Origin of the sequence: Plasticicumulans sp. (assembly GCF_035331805.1) — a bacterium.
Classification (GTDB): Bacteria; Pseudomonadota; Gammaproteobacteria; order Competibacterales; family Competibacteraceae; genus Plasticicumulans.
The window spans coordinates 1-13,344 of record NZ_DAOLKE010000072.1 but is presented as its reverse complement, the minus strand read 5'-3'; the positions used below and the strand labels follow the sequence as shown (position 1 = coordinate 13,344).

15 protein-coding genes are annotated in these 13,344 nt (G+C 71.8%); 4 read left to right on the top strand and 11 right to left on the bottom strand.

The genetic code is table 11. The features are described from left to right. Positions 1 to 75: 75 nt before the first annotated feature. Positions 76 to 1,023 carry a cation diffusion facilitator family transporter gene (locus PKE44_RS07445; protein ID WP_324549635.1) on the bottom strand — a complete coding sequence of 316 codons (948 nt, stop codon included), beginning with the start codon at positions 1,021 to 1,023 and terminating at the stop codon, positions 76 to 78. 137 nt (positions 1,024 to 1,160) lie between these two features. Between PKE44_RS07445 and PKE44_RS07440 the strand changes: the two genes are divergently transcribed. Both PKE44_RS07440 and PKE44_RS07435 read left to right on the top strand, forming a co-directional pair. Continuing rightward, complete coding sequence (locus PKE44_RS07440; protein ID WP_324549632.1) at positions 1,161 to 1,328, top strand: hypothetical protein; 168 nt, start codon at positions 1,161 to 1,163, stop codon at positions 1,326 to 1,328. Between the two features lie 188 nt (positions 1,329 to 1,516). Continuing rightward, complete coding sequence (locus PKE44_RS07435) at positions 1,517 to 1,690, top strand: hypothetical protein (RefSeq protein WP_324549630.1); 174 nt, start codon at positions 1,517 to 1,519, stop codon at positions 1,688 to 1,690. A gap of 60 nt (positions 1,691 to 1,750) precedes the next feature. Here PKE44_RS07435 and PKE44_RS07430 read toward each other — a convergent pair whose 3' ends face one another. The 10 genes from PKE44_RS07430 to PKE44_RS07385 form a co-directional block, all read right to left on the bottom strand. Continuing rightward, on the bottom strand, positions 1,751 to 2,698 hold the full coding sequence (locus PKE44_RS07430) for an alpha/beta hydrolase (protein WP_324549628.1): 948 nt from the start codon (positions 2,696 to 2,698) through the stop codon (positions 1,751 to 1,753). 113 nt (positions 2,699 to 2,811) lie between these two features. Beyond that, entirely contained in the window at positions 2,812 to 3,795 is a 984-nt protein-coding gene (locus tag PKE44_RS07425; protein ID WP_324549626.1) for a MerR family transcriptional regulator, read from the bottom strand. A gap of 40 nt (positions 3,796 to 3,835) precedes the next feature. Continuing rightward, positions 3,836 to 4,933, bottom strand: a complete 1,098-nt coding sequence (locus PKE44_RS07420) for a cyclopropane-fatty-acyl-phospholipid synthase family protein (protein WP_324549625.1) — start codon at positions 4,931 to 4,933, stop codon at positions 3,836 to 3,838. A gap of 147 nt (positions 4,934 to 5,080) precedes the next feature. After that, entirely contained in the window at positions 5,081 to 5,830 is a 750-nt protein-coding gene (locus PKE44_RS07415; RefSeq protein ID WP_324549638.1) for a DUF1295 domain-containing protein, read from the bottom strand. Positions 5,831 to 5,891: 61 nt separating this feature from the next. Next, positions 5,892 to 6,482, bottom strand: coding sequence for a DUF2878 domain-containing protein (locus PKE44_RS07410; protein WP_324549622.1), 591 nt, complete (start codon positions 6,480 to 6,482; stop codon positions 5,892 to 5,894). Further along, positions 6,479 to 7,741 carry a cyclopropane-fatty-acyl-phospholipid synthase family protein gene (locus PKE44_RS07405; RefSeq protein ID WP_324549620.1) on the bottom strand — a complete coding sequence of 421 codons (1,263 nt, stop codon included), beginning with the start codon at positions 7,739 to 7,741 and terminating at the stop codon, positions 6,479 to 6,481. Before PKE44_RS07405 ends, PKE44_RS07410 begins: the two co-directional genes overlap by 4 nt. Further along, on the bottom strand, positions 7,738 to 8,589 hold the full coding sequence (locus tag PKE44_RS07400; RefSeq protein WP_324549618.1) for a DUF1365 domain-containing protein: 852 nt from the start codon (positions 8,587 to 8,589) through the stop codon (positions 7,738 to 7,740). Before PKE44_RS07400 ends, PKE44_RS07405 begins: the two co-directional genes overlap by 4 nt. Next, complete coding sequence (locus PKE44_RS07395; protein ID WP_324549616.1) at positions 8,586 to 9,857, bottom strand: FAD-dependent oxidoreductase; 1,272 nt, start codon at positions 9,855 to 9,857, stop codon at positions 8,586 to 8,588. The genes PKE44_RS07400 and PKE44_RS07395 overlap by 4 nt, the downstream gene beginning before the upstream one ends. 17 nt (positions 9,858 to 9,874) lie before the next feature. Then, positions 9,875 to 10,303, bottom strand: a complete 429-nt coding sequence (locus PKE44_RS07390; RefSeq protein WP_324549614.1) for a nuclear transport factor 2 family protein — start codon at positions 10,301 to 10,303, stop codon at positions 9,875 to 9,877. A 421-nt stretch (positions 10,304 to 10,724) separates the two neighbouring features. Beyond that, positions 10,725 to 11,039: a hypothetical protein gene (locus PKE44_RS07385; protein WP_324549612.1), complete on the bottom strand. Its 315-nt coding sequence runs from the start codon at positions 11,037 to 11,039 to the stop codon at positions 10,725 to 10,727. A 322-nt stretch (positions 11,040 to 11,361) separates the two neighbouring features. On the opposite strand from PKE44_RS07385, the gene PKE44_RS07380 reads away from it, so the two are divergent. Continuing rightward, positions 11,362 to 12,135, top strand: coding sequence for a DUF4412 domain-containing protein (locus PKE44_RS07380; protein ID WP_324549609.1), 774 nt, complete (start codon positions 11,362 to 11,364; stop codon positions 12,133 to 12,135). A 102-nt stretch (positions 12,136 to 12,237) separates the two neighbouring features. Beyond that, on the top strand, positions 12,238 to 13,344 hold a 1,107-nt coding region (locus PKE44_RS07375; RefSeq protein WP_324549607.1), incomplete at its 3' end, for an AAA family ATPase.

Genomic DNA, 13,344 nt, shown 5'->3' with positions numbered 1-13,344 from the left:
GGCACGGACATCGCGGACTCCCTTCCGGTCGGGGGATGTCCGGCGAGCGTAGCCGAAGCAGCGCGCGCGGAACGCTCAGCGCCCGGCGCGCTCGCCCATCTGATGCGCGAGCATGCGCCGGCGCTCCTGCGCGACGGCGCTGACCGGGTCCTGATGGATCAGGATTTCGGCGCCGGGGAATTCGTTTTCGATCGCCGATTCGACGGCATCGCCGATCGCGTGCGCGACCGCGAGCGGCAGCGAGTCGGCGAGTTCGAGGTGCAACTGCACGAAGATCGTGTGCCCGGACTGGCGCGTGCGCAGGTCATGCACGCCGAGCACGCCGTGCTGCTCGCGCGCCAGCTCGACGATGCGCTGCTTGGTTTCGGCCGGCAGCTCGTGATCCATCAGCAGGCTGACGGCCTCGGCGCCGATCTCCCACGCGCTCTTGAGGATGTAGACGGCGATGCCGAGCGCGAACAGCGGGTCGAGCCCGTCGTAGCCGAAATGACCGAGCCCGAGCGCGAGCAGGATGCTGGCGTTGGTGGCGAGGTCGGTCAGGTAGTGCAGCGCGTCGGCGCGGATCGCCGTCGAGCCGGTGCGGCGGATGACGTGGCGCTGGATCGCCAGCAGCACGGCGGTCGCGACGATCGCGAACACGATCACCGCCGCGCCGACGCCGATGTCGGTCAGCGGCTGCGGGCGCAGCAGGCGATCGACCGCCTGCAGGCACAGGAACAGCGCCGAACCGGCGATGAAGGTCGCCTGCCCGAGCCCGGCCAGCGCCTCGGCCTTGCCGTGGCCGAAGCGGTGCTCGGCATCGGGCGGCGCCAGCGACACGCGCACCGCGACCAGATTCACCAGCGAGGCCAGCGCATCCATCACCGAATCCACCAGCGAGGCCAGCACCGACACCGAGCCGGTCATCAGCCACGCCACCGTCTTGCCGACGATCAGCAGCAGCGCCGTCGCAACGGAAGCACGGGTCGCGAGCCGCAGCAGGCGTTCGCGCTGCTCGGGAGTGACGGGGGCGGGGGCAGACATTGCGGACTCCGGTCGCGGGCGGGCGGCGCGAATTGTACGGGGGGAACCTTGCAATGCAGCAAGGTGGCACCGGCCGCGACGGATCGTCATGGACGATCGGCAGAGTAGCGGCATCCACCGAGCGGGGAACCGGAGCCATGTCCGAAAAGCACCGTCCGAGCATCCCGAACCGCACCGCGCAGGCCGAAGCCTGGGAGGCGCTGACGCTGTTCGCCCGTCAGGCGCAACGCCAGCCCGCAGCGAATGCGCAGGCTGCACGTTGCAGACCGCCTGTTTCACATCCGCAACAATCCGGCAAGGACTGAAACGCGAAACAGTTCGCGGCCCTGCACGACACAAAGTGCGGATTTACAGGAAGTTAATCAAAATGCAACGCGAGTTTTCAAACGACAGGCAGATTACGGCGGGCGCCGGATAGGCGCCGCCGCAACAGCGGCGCATGCTGAGGGCCATCCGATCCTCCCCCCGCCCGCATCGCCCGAGGCATACCCAGATGGACACCGACTGCCCGGCCCGCCCGGCCGAAACCCGCGAATCCCCGGAATCCACCACTCCGGCCCAGCCGATCCTCGTGCCCCGCTGGCTGCGCGTGGCCATGCGCCCGCAGCCGGACAGCGACAACGGCCACCGCAGCGGCAACCGCTGGCAGGCGGCGCGCAAGCACTGATCCGCCCGCGGTCTTCCTGAATTTCCGCAACGACGTCGGCTCCGACCGGCGTCGGTCGTTTCAGGACCCGGCAAAGCGCGCTTCCACCGCCTCCAGCACCTGCGTGCGGATCGCGTCGGTTTCGATCAGCACCTCGTGGCGGGCTTCGGGCAGCGACAGCAGCGTGCAGTCGCCGCCGGTCGCGCGGATGCGTGCGGCCAGACGCAGACCCGAAGGCGGCCAGACCAGACGGTCGATGCCGGGCACGACGCAGAGCATCGGCACGCCGGCGAGCCGCCCGACCTCGGCGAAGATGCGCCGGCCGGCGGTGACCGCCGCCGCCACCCAGCCCCAGGTCGGGCCGCCGATGCGCGAATACGGGTGACGCTCGATCAGCCGTGCGCGCATCGCGAAGCGCCGTTCGCTGGCCGTGAGGCCGTTGAGCCCGCGGGCATCGCGAAACAGCGGTTCGTGGTACGGCCCCTGATTCGCCGCCCAGGCGCTCGGGCGCTGGCGCCCGACGGTGGCCAGCGCCAGCCGGCCGAGCGCGTCGCGGCTGACCGGCAGGCCCCAGAGGCCGCGGATCTCGACCATCGGCGCCGTGATCGCCGCCGCCGCCACGCCGCGCTCACCGCCCTGCAGCCAGCGCAGCAGGATCGCCGCCCCCATCGAATGCGCGAGCGCGTACAGCGGCCGGCCCGGCGCCAGGCTGCGCGCGAGCGTCGCGTAGATGTCCAGATCGCGCGCGTAGTCGTCGAAATGATCGACGTGCATCTTCTGACGCTCGACCGGATCGTCGCCGCAGAGCGGCGGCACGCGGCCGGCAGCACCGTGGCCGCGGTGCGTGACCGCGCAGATGGCGTGGTCCGGATGGCGGCGGCGCCAGTCGGCGATCAGCTCGACGTAGCGCACCGGGCATTCGCCGGCCCCGTGCACGAGCAGCAGCACGGCGCTGGCCGGGGCGCTCGCTGCGAAGCATTCGGCGAGCAGCGGCAGGCCGTCGAAACCGGCGAGCGGCACGCGCCGCACGGCGGCCTCGTGCGCGGCAAGCAGCGCATCGAGCCGTTCGCAGTCCGGACCGGCGGCTTGCGCCAGCGCGGCATCCGATGCCCATGTGGCCGCGGCGGCCCGGTCGGCGGCGCTCAGCGCAGCAGCCCTTCGGCCTCGGCGACGCGGGTCAGGGCCTCTTCCATCAGCGCCCGCGCCTGCGCGGTGGTCGCGCGCAGCCAGTGATGCAGCGCCGCGTCCTCGGGGCTGCGGTTCTCGCACTGCGCGCTGTAGTCCTCGAAGGCCGACAGCCCGGCCACGAGATCGACGAGGTGATGCGGGCATTCGCAGGCGAGCGTCGGCGTCGAGGCGGCGATGCGCTCCAGCGTGTCGGTGTCGTAGCGCCGCTGCGGGATGCCGTCCGGCGACGGCGTCAGGTCGACCGGCTGGCGCTCGGGCAGCGGCAGCGCCGCGACGCCGAGCCCGGCGCGGCAGGCGATGCGCAGCTCCGCCATGCCGACCGGCGCGCGCAGCGGCGTGCTGTAGGCGGTGTCGAGCTTCGCGACCGTCGCGCGCCGGCCGAAGCCGTAGACGATGACCACGTGCCGCGCACCGCAGGCCTGGCGCAGTTCCTCGACCCCGGCGGCCGTCTCCGGCCCGAGCGCCGGCACCTCGATGACCAGCACCTGCGGCTCCTGCGCCGGGGCATCGGCGAGGAAGCGCGCGCGCTCGCGCTGGCTGGCGACGATGGCAAGGCCCGCCAGTTCGCTGCCGGCGCGGGCGATGCGCGCCGGCAGCGCATCGCCGAGCACGGCCACGCGCACCGGCGTCAGCACCCGCACCGGCAGTGCCGCGAGCTGCCGGGGCTTCTCCTGGACTTCGAGGCGCTCGTGCAGCTGCACGAGCGTCAGGCCGGCGACGGTGCTGATCGAGTGTCCGGCATCGACCAGACGCTTGATCAGCGCCAGCCGGGCGATGTCGTCGCGCGAGTACAGCCGGTTGCGACCGCTGGAGCGACCGGGATCGACAACGTTGTAGCGCCGCTCCCACATGCGCAGCGTGACCGTGGCGATGCCGGTCAGGCGGGAGACGGTGCCAATGCGGTACATCGGTTCGGGATCGTCGGGTGAAATGCTCATGACGGCTTGTCTCGGATGCCGGACATCCATGGCCGCAGGCTCAGCGGGTGTACAGGTAGTGACCGACACCCCATTCACTGCCCTCCCGGTAACCGAACAGTTCGCTGCACGCCAGAAAGAACAGGCGCCAGCGCCGGAACTGCCGGGGGGCTTCGGCCGGATCACCGTCGGCGGCAAACAGCCGCAGGATTTCGTCGCGCCGGCGGTCCTGGCCGGCGAGCCAGGCCTCGCAGGTCGCCTGGTAGTGACGCCCGTCGATCCACCAGTGACGGGCCAGTTGCAGGTCGTCCTGGAAGCGCATCGGCAGATCCGCGCCCGGCATCAGGCCGCCGGTGAAGAAATGTCGTGCCATCCAGTCGTCACTGCCTTCGTCCACGAACGGATAACTGTAGCGTCGATGGCAAAAGACGTGCAGGAACAATCGTCCTTCGGCGCGCAGCCAGCCCTTCACGCACGCGAGCAGCGCCGGCCAGTTGTGCATGTGCTCGAACATCTCGACCGACACGACGCGATCGAACGCCCCGTTCAGGGAGGGCCCGCTGGCGAAGTCGTTCATGTCGGCCGTGATGAGCTGCACGTTGCGCAGGCCTCTTGCACGCAGGCGCGACTGGATGTAGCGCCGCTGCGTGCGCGAGTTCGACACCGCCGTGATGCGTGCGTGCGGGTAGTGCTCGGCCATCCACAGCGTCAGCGAGCCCCAGCCGCAGCCGAGTTCGAGGATGTCCTGACCATCGGCGAGCGCGGCGCGCTCGCAGGTCAGGGCCAGCATCGCCGCCTCGGCCTCGTCGAGCGTGTGCACGCCCTCGGGCCAGAAGCCGCAGGAGTACTTCAGGTGCCGGCCCATCACGTGTTCGAAGAAGGCCGCCGGCACCTCGTAGTGCTGGCGGTTGGCGGCGTCGGTCGCGAGCGCGATCGGGCCGGCGTGCAGGGATTCGATCCAGGCCGTGCGCTGCGCGACGCGGCGCGCCTCGCTGTCGAGCCGCGCGGCGAGCAGCCGGCGGATGCCGGCGCGCAGCACGGCATCGGGCAGCCAGCCGCGCTCGGCCAGTTCGATCGCGAGGGCATCGAAACGCTGGCCGACACCGGCCGCGGCACTGCGCAGCGGCAGCAGGGGATCGAGGGCGAGGACGGCTTTCATCGGAACATCTCCTGCGGGCACGGACGGGGACGGGGCGACGGTCGCCGGGCCGGTCACGCAGCAGCGCCTCGCTTTCCAGCCGCCGCGCCCCCCATGGAAGAGGCGCCGTGGAGCGGCGGAACCCGGGGCATCTGCGCGTGACCGGTCTCAGGCACCTCTTTCGGGAGGGCGCGGCGGACGGGGGAAGAATTCCGGCACCTCGCGCTGGTAGGCGGCGTAATCGGCGCCGCGGTGCGCGAGCGCCTGGCGTTCGGTGTGCGGGATGCCGGTGGCGTAGTGCAGCGTCGCGTACATCAGCAGCGGTCCGGCCAGCGTCGGCCAGAAGGCCTCGCTGCCGAGCGCGAGCAGCGGATAAGTCCACCAGTGCAGCCATTCGAAGAAGTAGTTCGGGTGTCGCGACCAGGCCCACAGCCCGGTGCGGCAGGTCCGGCCCCGGTGCGCCGGCTCGGCCCGCCAGCGCGCGAGCTGCCGGTCGGCCAGGGATTCGCCGCCGACCGCGAGCGCCCAGACCAGCAGCGCGGCGATGGCAGCCGGCCCGGACAGCGGCGCCTGCGCCTGCGCGCAGGCGAGGAAGGGCAGCGCGAACAGCGCCGTGGCCAGCGCCTGCCCCTGATAGAAGGCCAGGAAGCCGGCGCCGGCGTGCCTGCCGAAGGCCGCGCGCAACCGCCGGTAGCGGGCATCCTCGCCGGCGTGGCCGCGCACGCGGTTCCGGTACAGGAAACCGGCAAGACGTGCCGACCACAGGCCGCCGAGCAGCGCGACCAGCGTCCGGCGCGCCGGATCACCGCCGGCGAGCAGCGCCGCCGCGATCGCGAGGCCGCCCATGCCGGCGGCCCAGCAGACATCGACGGCCGTGGCATCGTGCGTGCGCTGCTGGTGCGCCCAGGCGAGCGTCATCACCAGCGCCGCGGCCGCCCAGCCGCCGAGGAACAGGGCCGTGACGCTCACCGGCCATGCCTCAGAGCGATCCGGCCAGCGGGCGCACCGGTTCCGGCGATGGCTCCGGCTCGGCCGGAATCACCGTCACGGCCGAGAGCGTGCTCAGCAGCGGCAGCGTCACGGCCCAGAGCGCCGCGATCGCCGTCATTCCGGCCAGCGCACCGCGCGGCCAGCCGGCGGCCCCGAGCACGACGCCGCCGCCGTAGGCGAGCGGGCCGGCCAGCGCGCCGAAGAGCGCCGCGCACAGCGGATGGCGGCGCAGCCAGCCGAGGCTGTGGTTCAGCGTCGTCGCGAACGTCGGCCACAGCGCCGCCATCCACGCCGGCGCCAGCCAGTCCGGCCCGATGCCGAGCCCGGGCGCGTAGCGGATCAGGCCGAAGGCCATCAGCGTCGCGTCGCAGGCAAGACCGAAGCAGAGCGCGTAGGCGAGCATCGTCAGCTCCGCCGAGCGCGTCTCCGGCGCGATGCGCCGCACGTGCAGGGCGCAGGCTCCCAGCGCCGTCAGCGGTCCGGCCCAGGGCAGGCCGTGCGCGGCGCCGAGCACGGCCGACCACCAGACGATCTGGAAGGCGGCGAGATTCACGAGCAGCCAGCGGCCCGTGCGGCTCATGACGGCAGCACCGCGCGCCGGCACTCGGGCTTGGCCAGCAGCAGCTGCACGGTGCCGAGATAACGCTCGGCGAAGCCGCCCTCGCAGTAGGCGAGGTAGTACTCCCAGAGGCGCAGGAAAGTGTCGTCGAAGCCGAGCGCGCGCACGCGATCGAGGTTGGCGAGGAAGCGCTCGCGCCAGTGGCGCAGCGTCGTCGCGTAGTGCGGGCCGATGTCTTCGAGGTGCAGCGCGCGCAGGTCGGTCACGCGCGCGACCGTGTCGGCCAGCGCCTGCACCGAGGGCAGGCAGCCGCCCGGGAAGACATGGCGCTGGATGAAGTCGACGCTGCGCTTCGTGCGCGCGTACTCCTGGTCGCGGATCGTGATCGCCTGCAGCAGCATCTGGCCGTCCGGCGCCAGCAGCCGGCTGCAGGTGCGGAAGTAGGTGTCGAACCAGCGGTGGCCGACCGCCTCGATCATCTCGATCGACACCAGCTGGTCGTAGCGGCCGGCGAGTTCGCGGTAGTCCTCGAACAGCACCGTGACCCGGTTGCCGAGCCCGGCGGCAGCGACGCGCTCGCGCGCGAGTTCGTACTGCTCGCGCGAGATCGTCGTCGTCGTCACGCGGCAGCCGTGGCGCCCGGCTGCGTGCAGCGCGAAGCCGCCCCAGCCAGTGCCGATCTCCAGCACGTGGTCGCCGGCACGCAGGCCGAGCTTGCGGCAGATGCGCTCGTTCTTCGCCTGCGAGGCTTCGGCGAGGCTCATGCCGGGGTGCTCGAACAGCGCGCAGGAATACATCAGCGTCTCGTCGAGGAAGGTCTGGTAGAAGGCGTTGCCGAGGTCGTAGTGCGCGGCGATGTTGGCGCGGCTGCCGTGGCGGGTGTTCGGATGCAGCCAGTGCCAGAGCTTCAGCAGCGGCAGCGCCAGGCGCGCCAGCCCCCGCTCCATGCCGTCCATGACCGGCTTGTTCAGCACGAACAGCCGCACCAGCGCCGTCAGGTCATCGGCCCGCCAGCCGCCGTCGACGTAGGCCTCGCCGACGCCGACCGTGCCGCGCAGCGCGATGCGCGCCCAGACGCCGGGGTCGAGGATCTCGACGCGCACCTGCGGCCCGTGCCCGCCGGGGCCGAAGCTGTGCTGGCCGTCGGCATCGACGAGGATCAGCCGCCCGCGCGCGAGCCCGCGCAGGCGCTGGAACACCACGCGGCGCAACAGCCGGTCGGCGGTATCGCCGGCACCGGCAGCGGCGGCCGGTGCGGCAGGGAGCGTCTGTTCGTTCATCGGTCGGTCTCCCCGGGGCAGGTGGTGGAAACGGGCGGTACGGGCCGCTCGAACACCGGCACGCGCTTGAGCCACAGCCGCAGCGCCTGCCAGTGGATCGCGGCGACGATCTGCAGGCTCATCAGCGGGTAGCGCACGAGCGCGAGTGCGGCCTGCGCGGCATCGAGCGGGCGGCGGGCGAGGTGCAGCGTCGCGTCGAACAGCGGTGCGCCGGCGGCGCCGGGCTGGCGGTCGCGCGCGAAGACTTCGAGGTGCACGCCGAGGCGTTCGCCGGGCGCGTAGCCGTGCCACAGGTAGTCGAGCGCCATCGGCAGGAACGGCGACACGTGCAGGCGCTTGGCGAAGGGCACGCGCGCGGCCGGCGGCTGGTCGTGCAGGTCGAGCACGTAGCAGTGACGCTCGCCCCAGGGCAGGTTCGTGACCTCGGCGAGCAGCGCGACGAGGCCGCCGCCGGCGCCGTAGCAGTAATAAAGGCTGATCGGGTTGAAGCAGTGGCCGAACCAGCGCAGCTGCGTCAGCAGCCGGATCGCCCCGTCGGGCCGCCGGCCGGTCTCGCGCTCGACCTGCCGGCGCACGCAGTCGCCGAGCGGCTCGGCCGGGTCGCCGAGGTGGAAGTGATCCTCGCGCCGGAACCACGCGAGCGCCGGCCGGCGCGCCGACCACAGCCAGCGCCCGGCAAAGGCCGGCTCGGGGTCATCGACATCGACGAAGGCCATGCAGAGCGGGTAGCGGAACGCATGCGCGCGCGGCGCGAAGCGCCGGTGGCGGACCGTGCCGACGTACAGACCCGGAGCCGGCACCGTGGCCGGGGCCGCGAGGCCGGCAGCCGCAGCGGACGGCGCGTTCATGCGGCCACCGCCTGATGCCGGTCGAGCTCATCGAGCACGGCCAGCGCACTGACGACGCCGTCCTCGTGGAAGCCGTACCCCCAGTAGGCACCGCAGTACCAGCTGCGCAGGCGGTCGCTGATCTCGGCGCGCCGCTGCTGCGCCAGAATCGCCTCGGGCGTGAACACCGGATGGCGGTAGCCGATGCGCCTGAGCACCTTGGCCGGATCGATCTGTTCGCTGCGGTTCAGCGTCACCAGCAGCGGCAGCGGGCAGTCGAGGCCCTGCAGCCGGGCCATGTCGTAGGTCACCGGCACGCGCGTGCGCGGCTGGCCGTCAAGGTGGTAGTTCCACGAGGCGCGCGCGCGTGCGCAGTGCGGCAGCAGCGTGGCATCGGTGTGCAGCACCGCCTCGTTCGGCTGGTAGTGGATCGCGCCGAGCACGGCGCGCTCGGCCGGCGTCGCCTCGGGGCCGAGGATCGCCAGCGCCTCGTCGGCGTGGCACGCGAAGATGATGCCGTCGTAGCGCTCGGGCTCGGCTGCGCGCGTCAGCACCTGCACGCCGCCGGCGTGGCGGCGCACGCCGGTCACCGGCGTGTGCAGGCGGATGCGCCCGGAAAACGGCGCCGTCAGCCGGCGCACGTACTCGCGCGAGCCGCCGCAGACCGTGCGCCACTGCGGCCGGTCGCGGACTGCGAGCAGGCCGTGGTTGCGGAAGAAGCGCACGAAGGTCAGCACCGGGATCTCGGTCATGACCTCGGGGCGCGCCGACCAGATCGCCGCCGCCATCGGCACGATGTACCAGTCGATGAACTCGCGCGGATAGCGCTCGCGCTGCAGGTACTGGCCGAGCGTCAGGTGCGCGTCGGTGCCGTCCGCAAGCACCAGCGGTGCCTCGCGGTTGAAGCGCAGGATCGCCGCGAGCATGCGCCAGAAGCGCGGACTGACGAGGTTGCGCCGCTGCGCGAACAGGCTGTTGAGGTCGTGGCCGTTGTATTCGAGGCCGCTCGCCGCGCAGCGCACGCTGAAGCTCATCTCGGTCGGGCGCGAGGCGACACCGAGCTCATCGAGCAGCGCGATGAAGTTCGGATACGTGCGTTCGTTGAAGACGATGAAGCCGGTATCGACCGCGAAGCCGCGCCCGCCGACGTGCACGTCGTGCGTGTGCGTGTGGCCGCCGACGTGATCGCCGGCTTCGTACAGCGTGAATTCGTGCTGTCCGTGCCGCCCGTGCAGCCGGTGGGCGACGGTCAGGCCGGAAATGCCGCTGCCGACGATCGCGTAGCGCATGGCTCGCCCTCCCCCGCTCACAGCCCGGATTTGATGTGGCGGATCACCGCACCGAGCACCGGCACGCGCTCGTACAGGAATTCGCCCATGTCGAAGTAGTCGCGGTGACGGTGCACGCGCGCATCGGCACCCTGGCCGAATTCGAGGTGGCTCGCGCCTTCGAGCGTCAGCGTCTCGCCGGCGTGAAAGCGGCGGTGGCGGAACTGCATCGTCCACAGCACGACCGCGCCGCCGGCCTCGACCACCTCGCCGTCGTAGCGGAAGCGGCACGATTCGACGCCCTCGTACAGCCGCGCGTAGTAGGCGCGCAGCGCCTCGAGGCCGTGCAGCTCGCGGACCGGGTCACGGAAGCGCACGTCGGCGGCGTAGACCTCGGCCAGACGGTCGAGGCAGCCGGCGTCGAGTTCGTTGAACAGCGACTTGAAGCGTTCGAGGAGCATGGCCATGCGGGTCACCTGCAAACCTGCAAGACGGTGTTTCTTCGCCGGCCGGTGTGCGGCGCTGCCTGCGATCGCCACCGACTTCGACACAACCGACGCTGAGCGTCGGAATTGGTTCAACAAAACCTATACAAAAAAGCCATACAAACAAAACCTCTACAAACCGACAGGTGCCGGCTTACAGGCGATGTGCGTGCCGCCGGCGGCCGCGGATGCAGCCGGGCGAAAAAAACCTGCGCCCCCGCCCCCGCGCGCCCGGCCGGACGCCCAAAAGAAACCGCCGTCGGCGGCCGGGCGGGGAACCGGCAGACGACGGCGGCGGGTGCGTGCGAGGGAGAAGCGGTGCGGCAGGGAAACGGTGGCGCTGGGCGCTCTGGTGCGGGTACGGCTCAGGTCCGGTGCGGGGGGATGGGAAACCGGCTCGAATTCAGTGCAGCGTGGACGGCAGCGTGGCGGCGGGGCCGGACAGGGCGACGCGCGTGTTCGGCGGCAGCACCGCGACCGCCGGTGCCGGCGGTGTCTGCGGCTGGACGTGCTGCGTGGTCGAGACTTCGGGGGCGCCGATCTCGCCGCGGTGATGAGCGATCAGCTCGGCCAGCGCCGGCGGCAGATCCTCGCTGCCCGCGACCGGGGTCGGAATCGACATCAGCGAGCCGGTCCGGCCATCGCAGTCGGCCAGCGCGCTGCCGGCGGACAGGGCGAGGAGGAGGGAGGTAGCAGCGGTGCGGGTCAGAAGGTTCATCACGATGCTCCTGCTGTCAGGGGCGCAGCGAGTGCGCAGTAGCGTTTGTACAGATCATCTACACCGACCTTCCCCCGATGCTTCGTCTGATTTCCGGCCCCTGAAGATCAGCTTTTCGGGCGATGCCAATGTGGACAAAACCTGTATAGCGCAGTCACTTGCTCAATGACAATTTTCCACGATTAAAATTTGAACAGATTCTGTACTGCTTCCGTCCCCGGTCCCGGCGATCCGCGGCCACCGCTCCGCTCTTGGGCGGCCGGTCGATACCGGCTACTGTGGACGCAGCTCCTTCTTCCTTTCCCTCCCAGGTAGTCCCGCCATGAATGCACGCCTCGCGGCGGTGCTGATCGGACTGTGCGCCAGCACCGGCACGCTGCCCGCGCCCGCCGACGTCACGCTGACCTATGCCCTGCACGACGATGGGGACGGCGGCTCCCAGATCATCGCGATCGCCGGCAGCCGGTTGCGCTTCGAGACCGTGCAGGAAGGGGAGCGCGCGATCGTGCTGTACGACGGCAGGCGCCACGTGCTGACCATGCTCGATGCCGAACAGAAGGCCTACGTCGAGTTCGGCGAAAGTTCGGCCGCCGAACTCGAACGCGCCAGCGCCGAGCGCCAGCGCGCCAGCGATGCCCGCCTCGGCGAGGAACTCGCGAAGCTGCCGCCCGAGGAGCGCGCCGCGCTCGAAGCCAGCCTGCGCGGCAACGTCGCGACCGAGGCCGTGCGGGTGCCGCGGCGCATCGAGCAGACCGGCCAGCACCGCAGCGTCGCCGGCATCGGCTGCGGCATCGTCAACGTCTGGGTCGATGACGAGAAGCAGGAAGCCCACTGCGTCGCCAGCCGCGAGGCGCTCGGCCTCAGCGAGGAGGAATTCGCGACGCTGACCGGCGCATTGTCGGCGCTGGAGCAGTCATCCGGTCAGGACGGCAGCGTCGCCGCCGCCCTCGGCGGCGTGCCGATCCATTCCACCGAGCGCGGCGAGGAGGACTCGGAACTCGTCACCGAACTGCGCAGCGTGTCGCGCGCCGCGGTGCCGGCGGAACGCCTGCGCGTGCCGCCTGACTATCAGCAGCAGGAAGCGCCGCCGCCCTGAGCCGCAGCGCGCCGCCATGGATCGTGACGCGGCGCATGCCCCGTCCGGCAGACCCGGCGCTCCCCGCCCGCTCCCCTGCCCTGCCGCCGACGATTCCGCCCCATGTACGAAACCAGCTTCGGCTTCACGCGCTCCCCGTTCCTCGATCCCGAGGGCAGCGAATTCCGCCCCTGCGGGGCGCAGGCCGCCGTGCTGGCCGAACTGCGCGAGGCGCTCGACGCCGGTGCGGCCCTGGTGGTGCTCAGCGGCCCGATCGGCACCGGCAAGACCACGCTGCTGCGCCGCGCGCTCGGCGAGCCGATGCGGCAGCGCCACGTCGTGCTGTTCTGGAACGCGCACGTCGGCCCCGACGACCTGCTGAACTACCTCTGCGACGACCTCGACCTGCGCTCGCCCGGCACCGGCCGCACCGAGCGGCTGAAGGCGCTGCGCACGGCGCTGGTGCGCGGGCTGTCCGAAGGCTGGTCGCTGCTGATCGCCGTCGACGACGCCCAGAACCTGCCGGCCGAGACGCTCGCCGAGCTGCACGCGCTGCTCGACCTGCGCGAAGTCGGCCACGGCCTGGTGCAGGTGCTGCTGTGCGGCCAGCCGGAGCTGCAGGATCGGCTCGTGCACGATCCGCAGCGCGACGCCCACCCGCCGCGGCGCCTGACGCTGCGCACGCTCGATGCCACCGAGAGCGCGGCCTTCATCGCCGCACGCCTGGCCGCGGCCGGCCGGCCCGATGCCGATCTGTTCGATGCCGAAGCCCTCGTGCGCATCCATGAACTCGCGCACGGCGTGCCGCGGCTGCTGAACCGCATCTGCAACCAGTCGCTGCTGCTCGCCTACCTCGGCTCCGAACGCCGGGTCTCGGCGGCGCTGGTGCGCGACGTGGCCGCCGACACGCCGCCGACCGAGCCGCCACCGCAGCCTGCCGGTCCGCTGTACGAAGCCATGCCGGCACGGCCGGTGATCGCGGCCGACTCGGTGCCGCACATGCATGCGCCCGTGCACGAGAGCGTGCCGGCCGCCGTCACCGGCCCGGGCAATGCGCCCGCGCCGGTGCAGGCGGCGAGCGCACACCTGCACGCCGATCCGCACGCCCACGGTCACAGCCACCGCTCGTCACGCCGGCGCAGCCGCTGGTGGATCGGGCTGGCCGCGGTGCTGAGTGCGCTGGCCCTGGCCGGCTTCGCGGCCTGGCGCAACGGCTGGCTGCCCGGGCTG

Excerpts from the sequence above, each read along its gene's own strand:
- PKE44_RS07435 (WP_324549630.1), top strand. The coding sequence starts at position 1,517 with ATGGACACCGACTGCCCGGCCCGCCCGGCCGAAACCCGCGAATCCCCG.
- PKE44_RS07445 (WP_324549635.1), bottom strand. The coding sequence starts at position 1,023 with ATGTCTGCCCCCGCCCCCGTCACTCCCGAGCAGCGCGAACGCCTGCTG.
- PKE44_RS07420 (WP_324549625.1), bottom strand. The coding sequence starts at position 4,933 with ATGAAAGCCGTCCTCGCCCTCGATCCCCTGCTGCCGCTGCGCAGTGCC.
- PKE44_RS07385 (WP_324549612.1), bottom strand. The coding sequence starts at position 11,039 with ATGAACCTTCTGACCCGCACCGCTGCTACCTCCCTCCTCCTCGCCCTG.
- PKE44_RS07425 (WP_324549626.1), bottom strand. The coding sequence starts at position 3,795 with ATGAGCATTTCACCCGACGATCCCGAACCGATGTACCGCATTGGCACC.
- PKE44_RS07415 (WP_324549638.1), bottom strand. The coding sequence starts at position 5,830 with ATGACGCTCGCCTGGGCGCACCAGCAGCGCACGCACGATGCCACGGCC.
- PKE44_RS07380 (WP_324549609.1), top strand. The coding sequence starts at position 11,362 with ATGAATGCACGCCTCGCGGCGGTGCTGATCGGACTGTGCGCCAGCACC.
- PKE44_RS07390 (WP_324549614.1), bottom strand. The coding sequence starts at position 10,303 with ATGGCCATGCTCCTCGAACGCTTCAAGTCGCTGTTCAACGAACTCGAC.
- PKE44_RS07400 (WP_324549618.1), bottom strand. The coding sequence starts at position 8,589 with ATGAACGCGCCGTCCGCTGCGGCTGCCGGCCTCGCGGCCCCGGCCACG.
- PKE44_RS07440 (WP_324549632.1), top strand. The coding sequence starts at position 1,161 with ATGTCCGAAAAGCACCGTCCGAGCATCCCGAACCGCACCGCGCAGGCC.
- PKE44_RS07395 (WP_324549616.1), bottom strand. The coding sequence starts at position 9,857 with ATGCGCTACGCGATCGTCGGCAGCGGCATTTCCGGCCTGACCGTCGCC.
- PKE44_RS07410 (WP_324549622.1), bottom strand. The coding sequence starts at position 6,482 with ATGAGCCGCACGGGCCGCTGGCTGCTCGTGAATCTCGCCGCCTTCCAG.
- PKE44_RS07405 (WP_324549620.1), bottom strand. The coding sequence starts at position 7,741 with ATGAACGAACAGACGCTCCCTGCCGCACCGGCCGCCGCTGCCGGTGCC.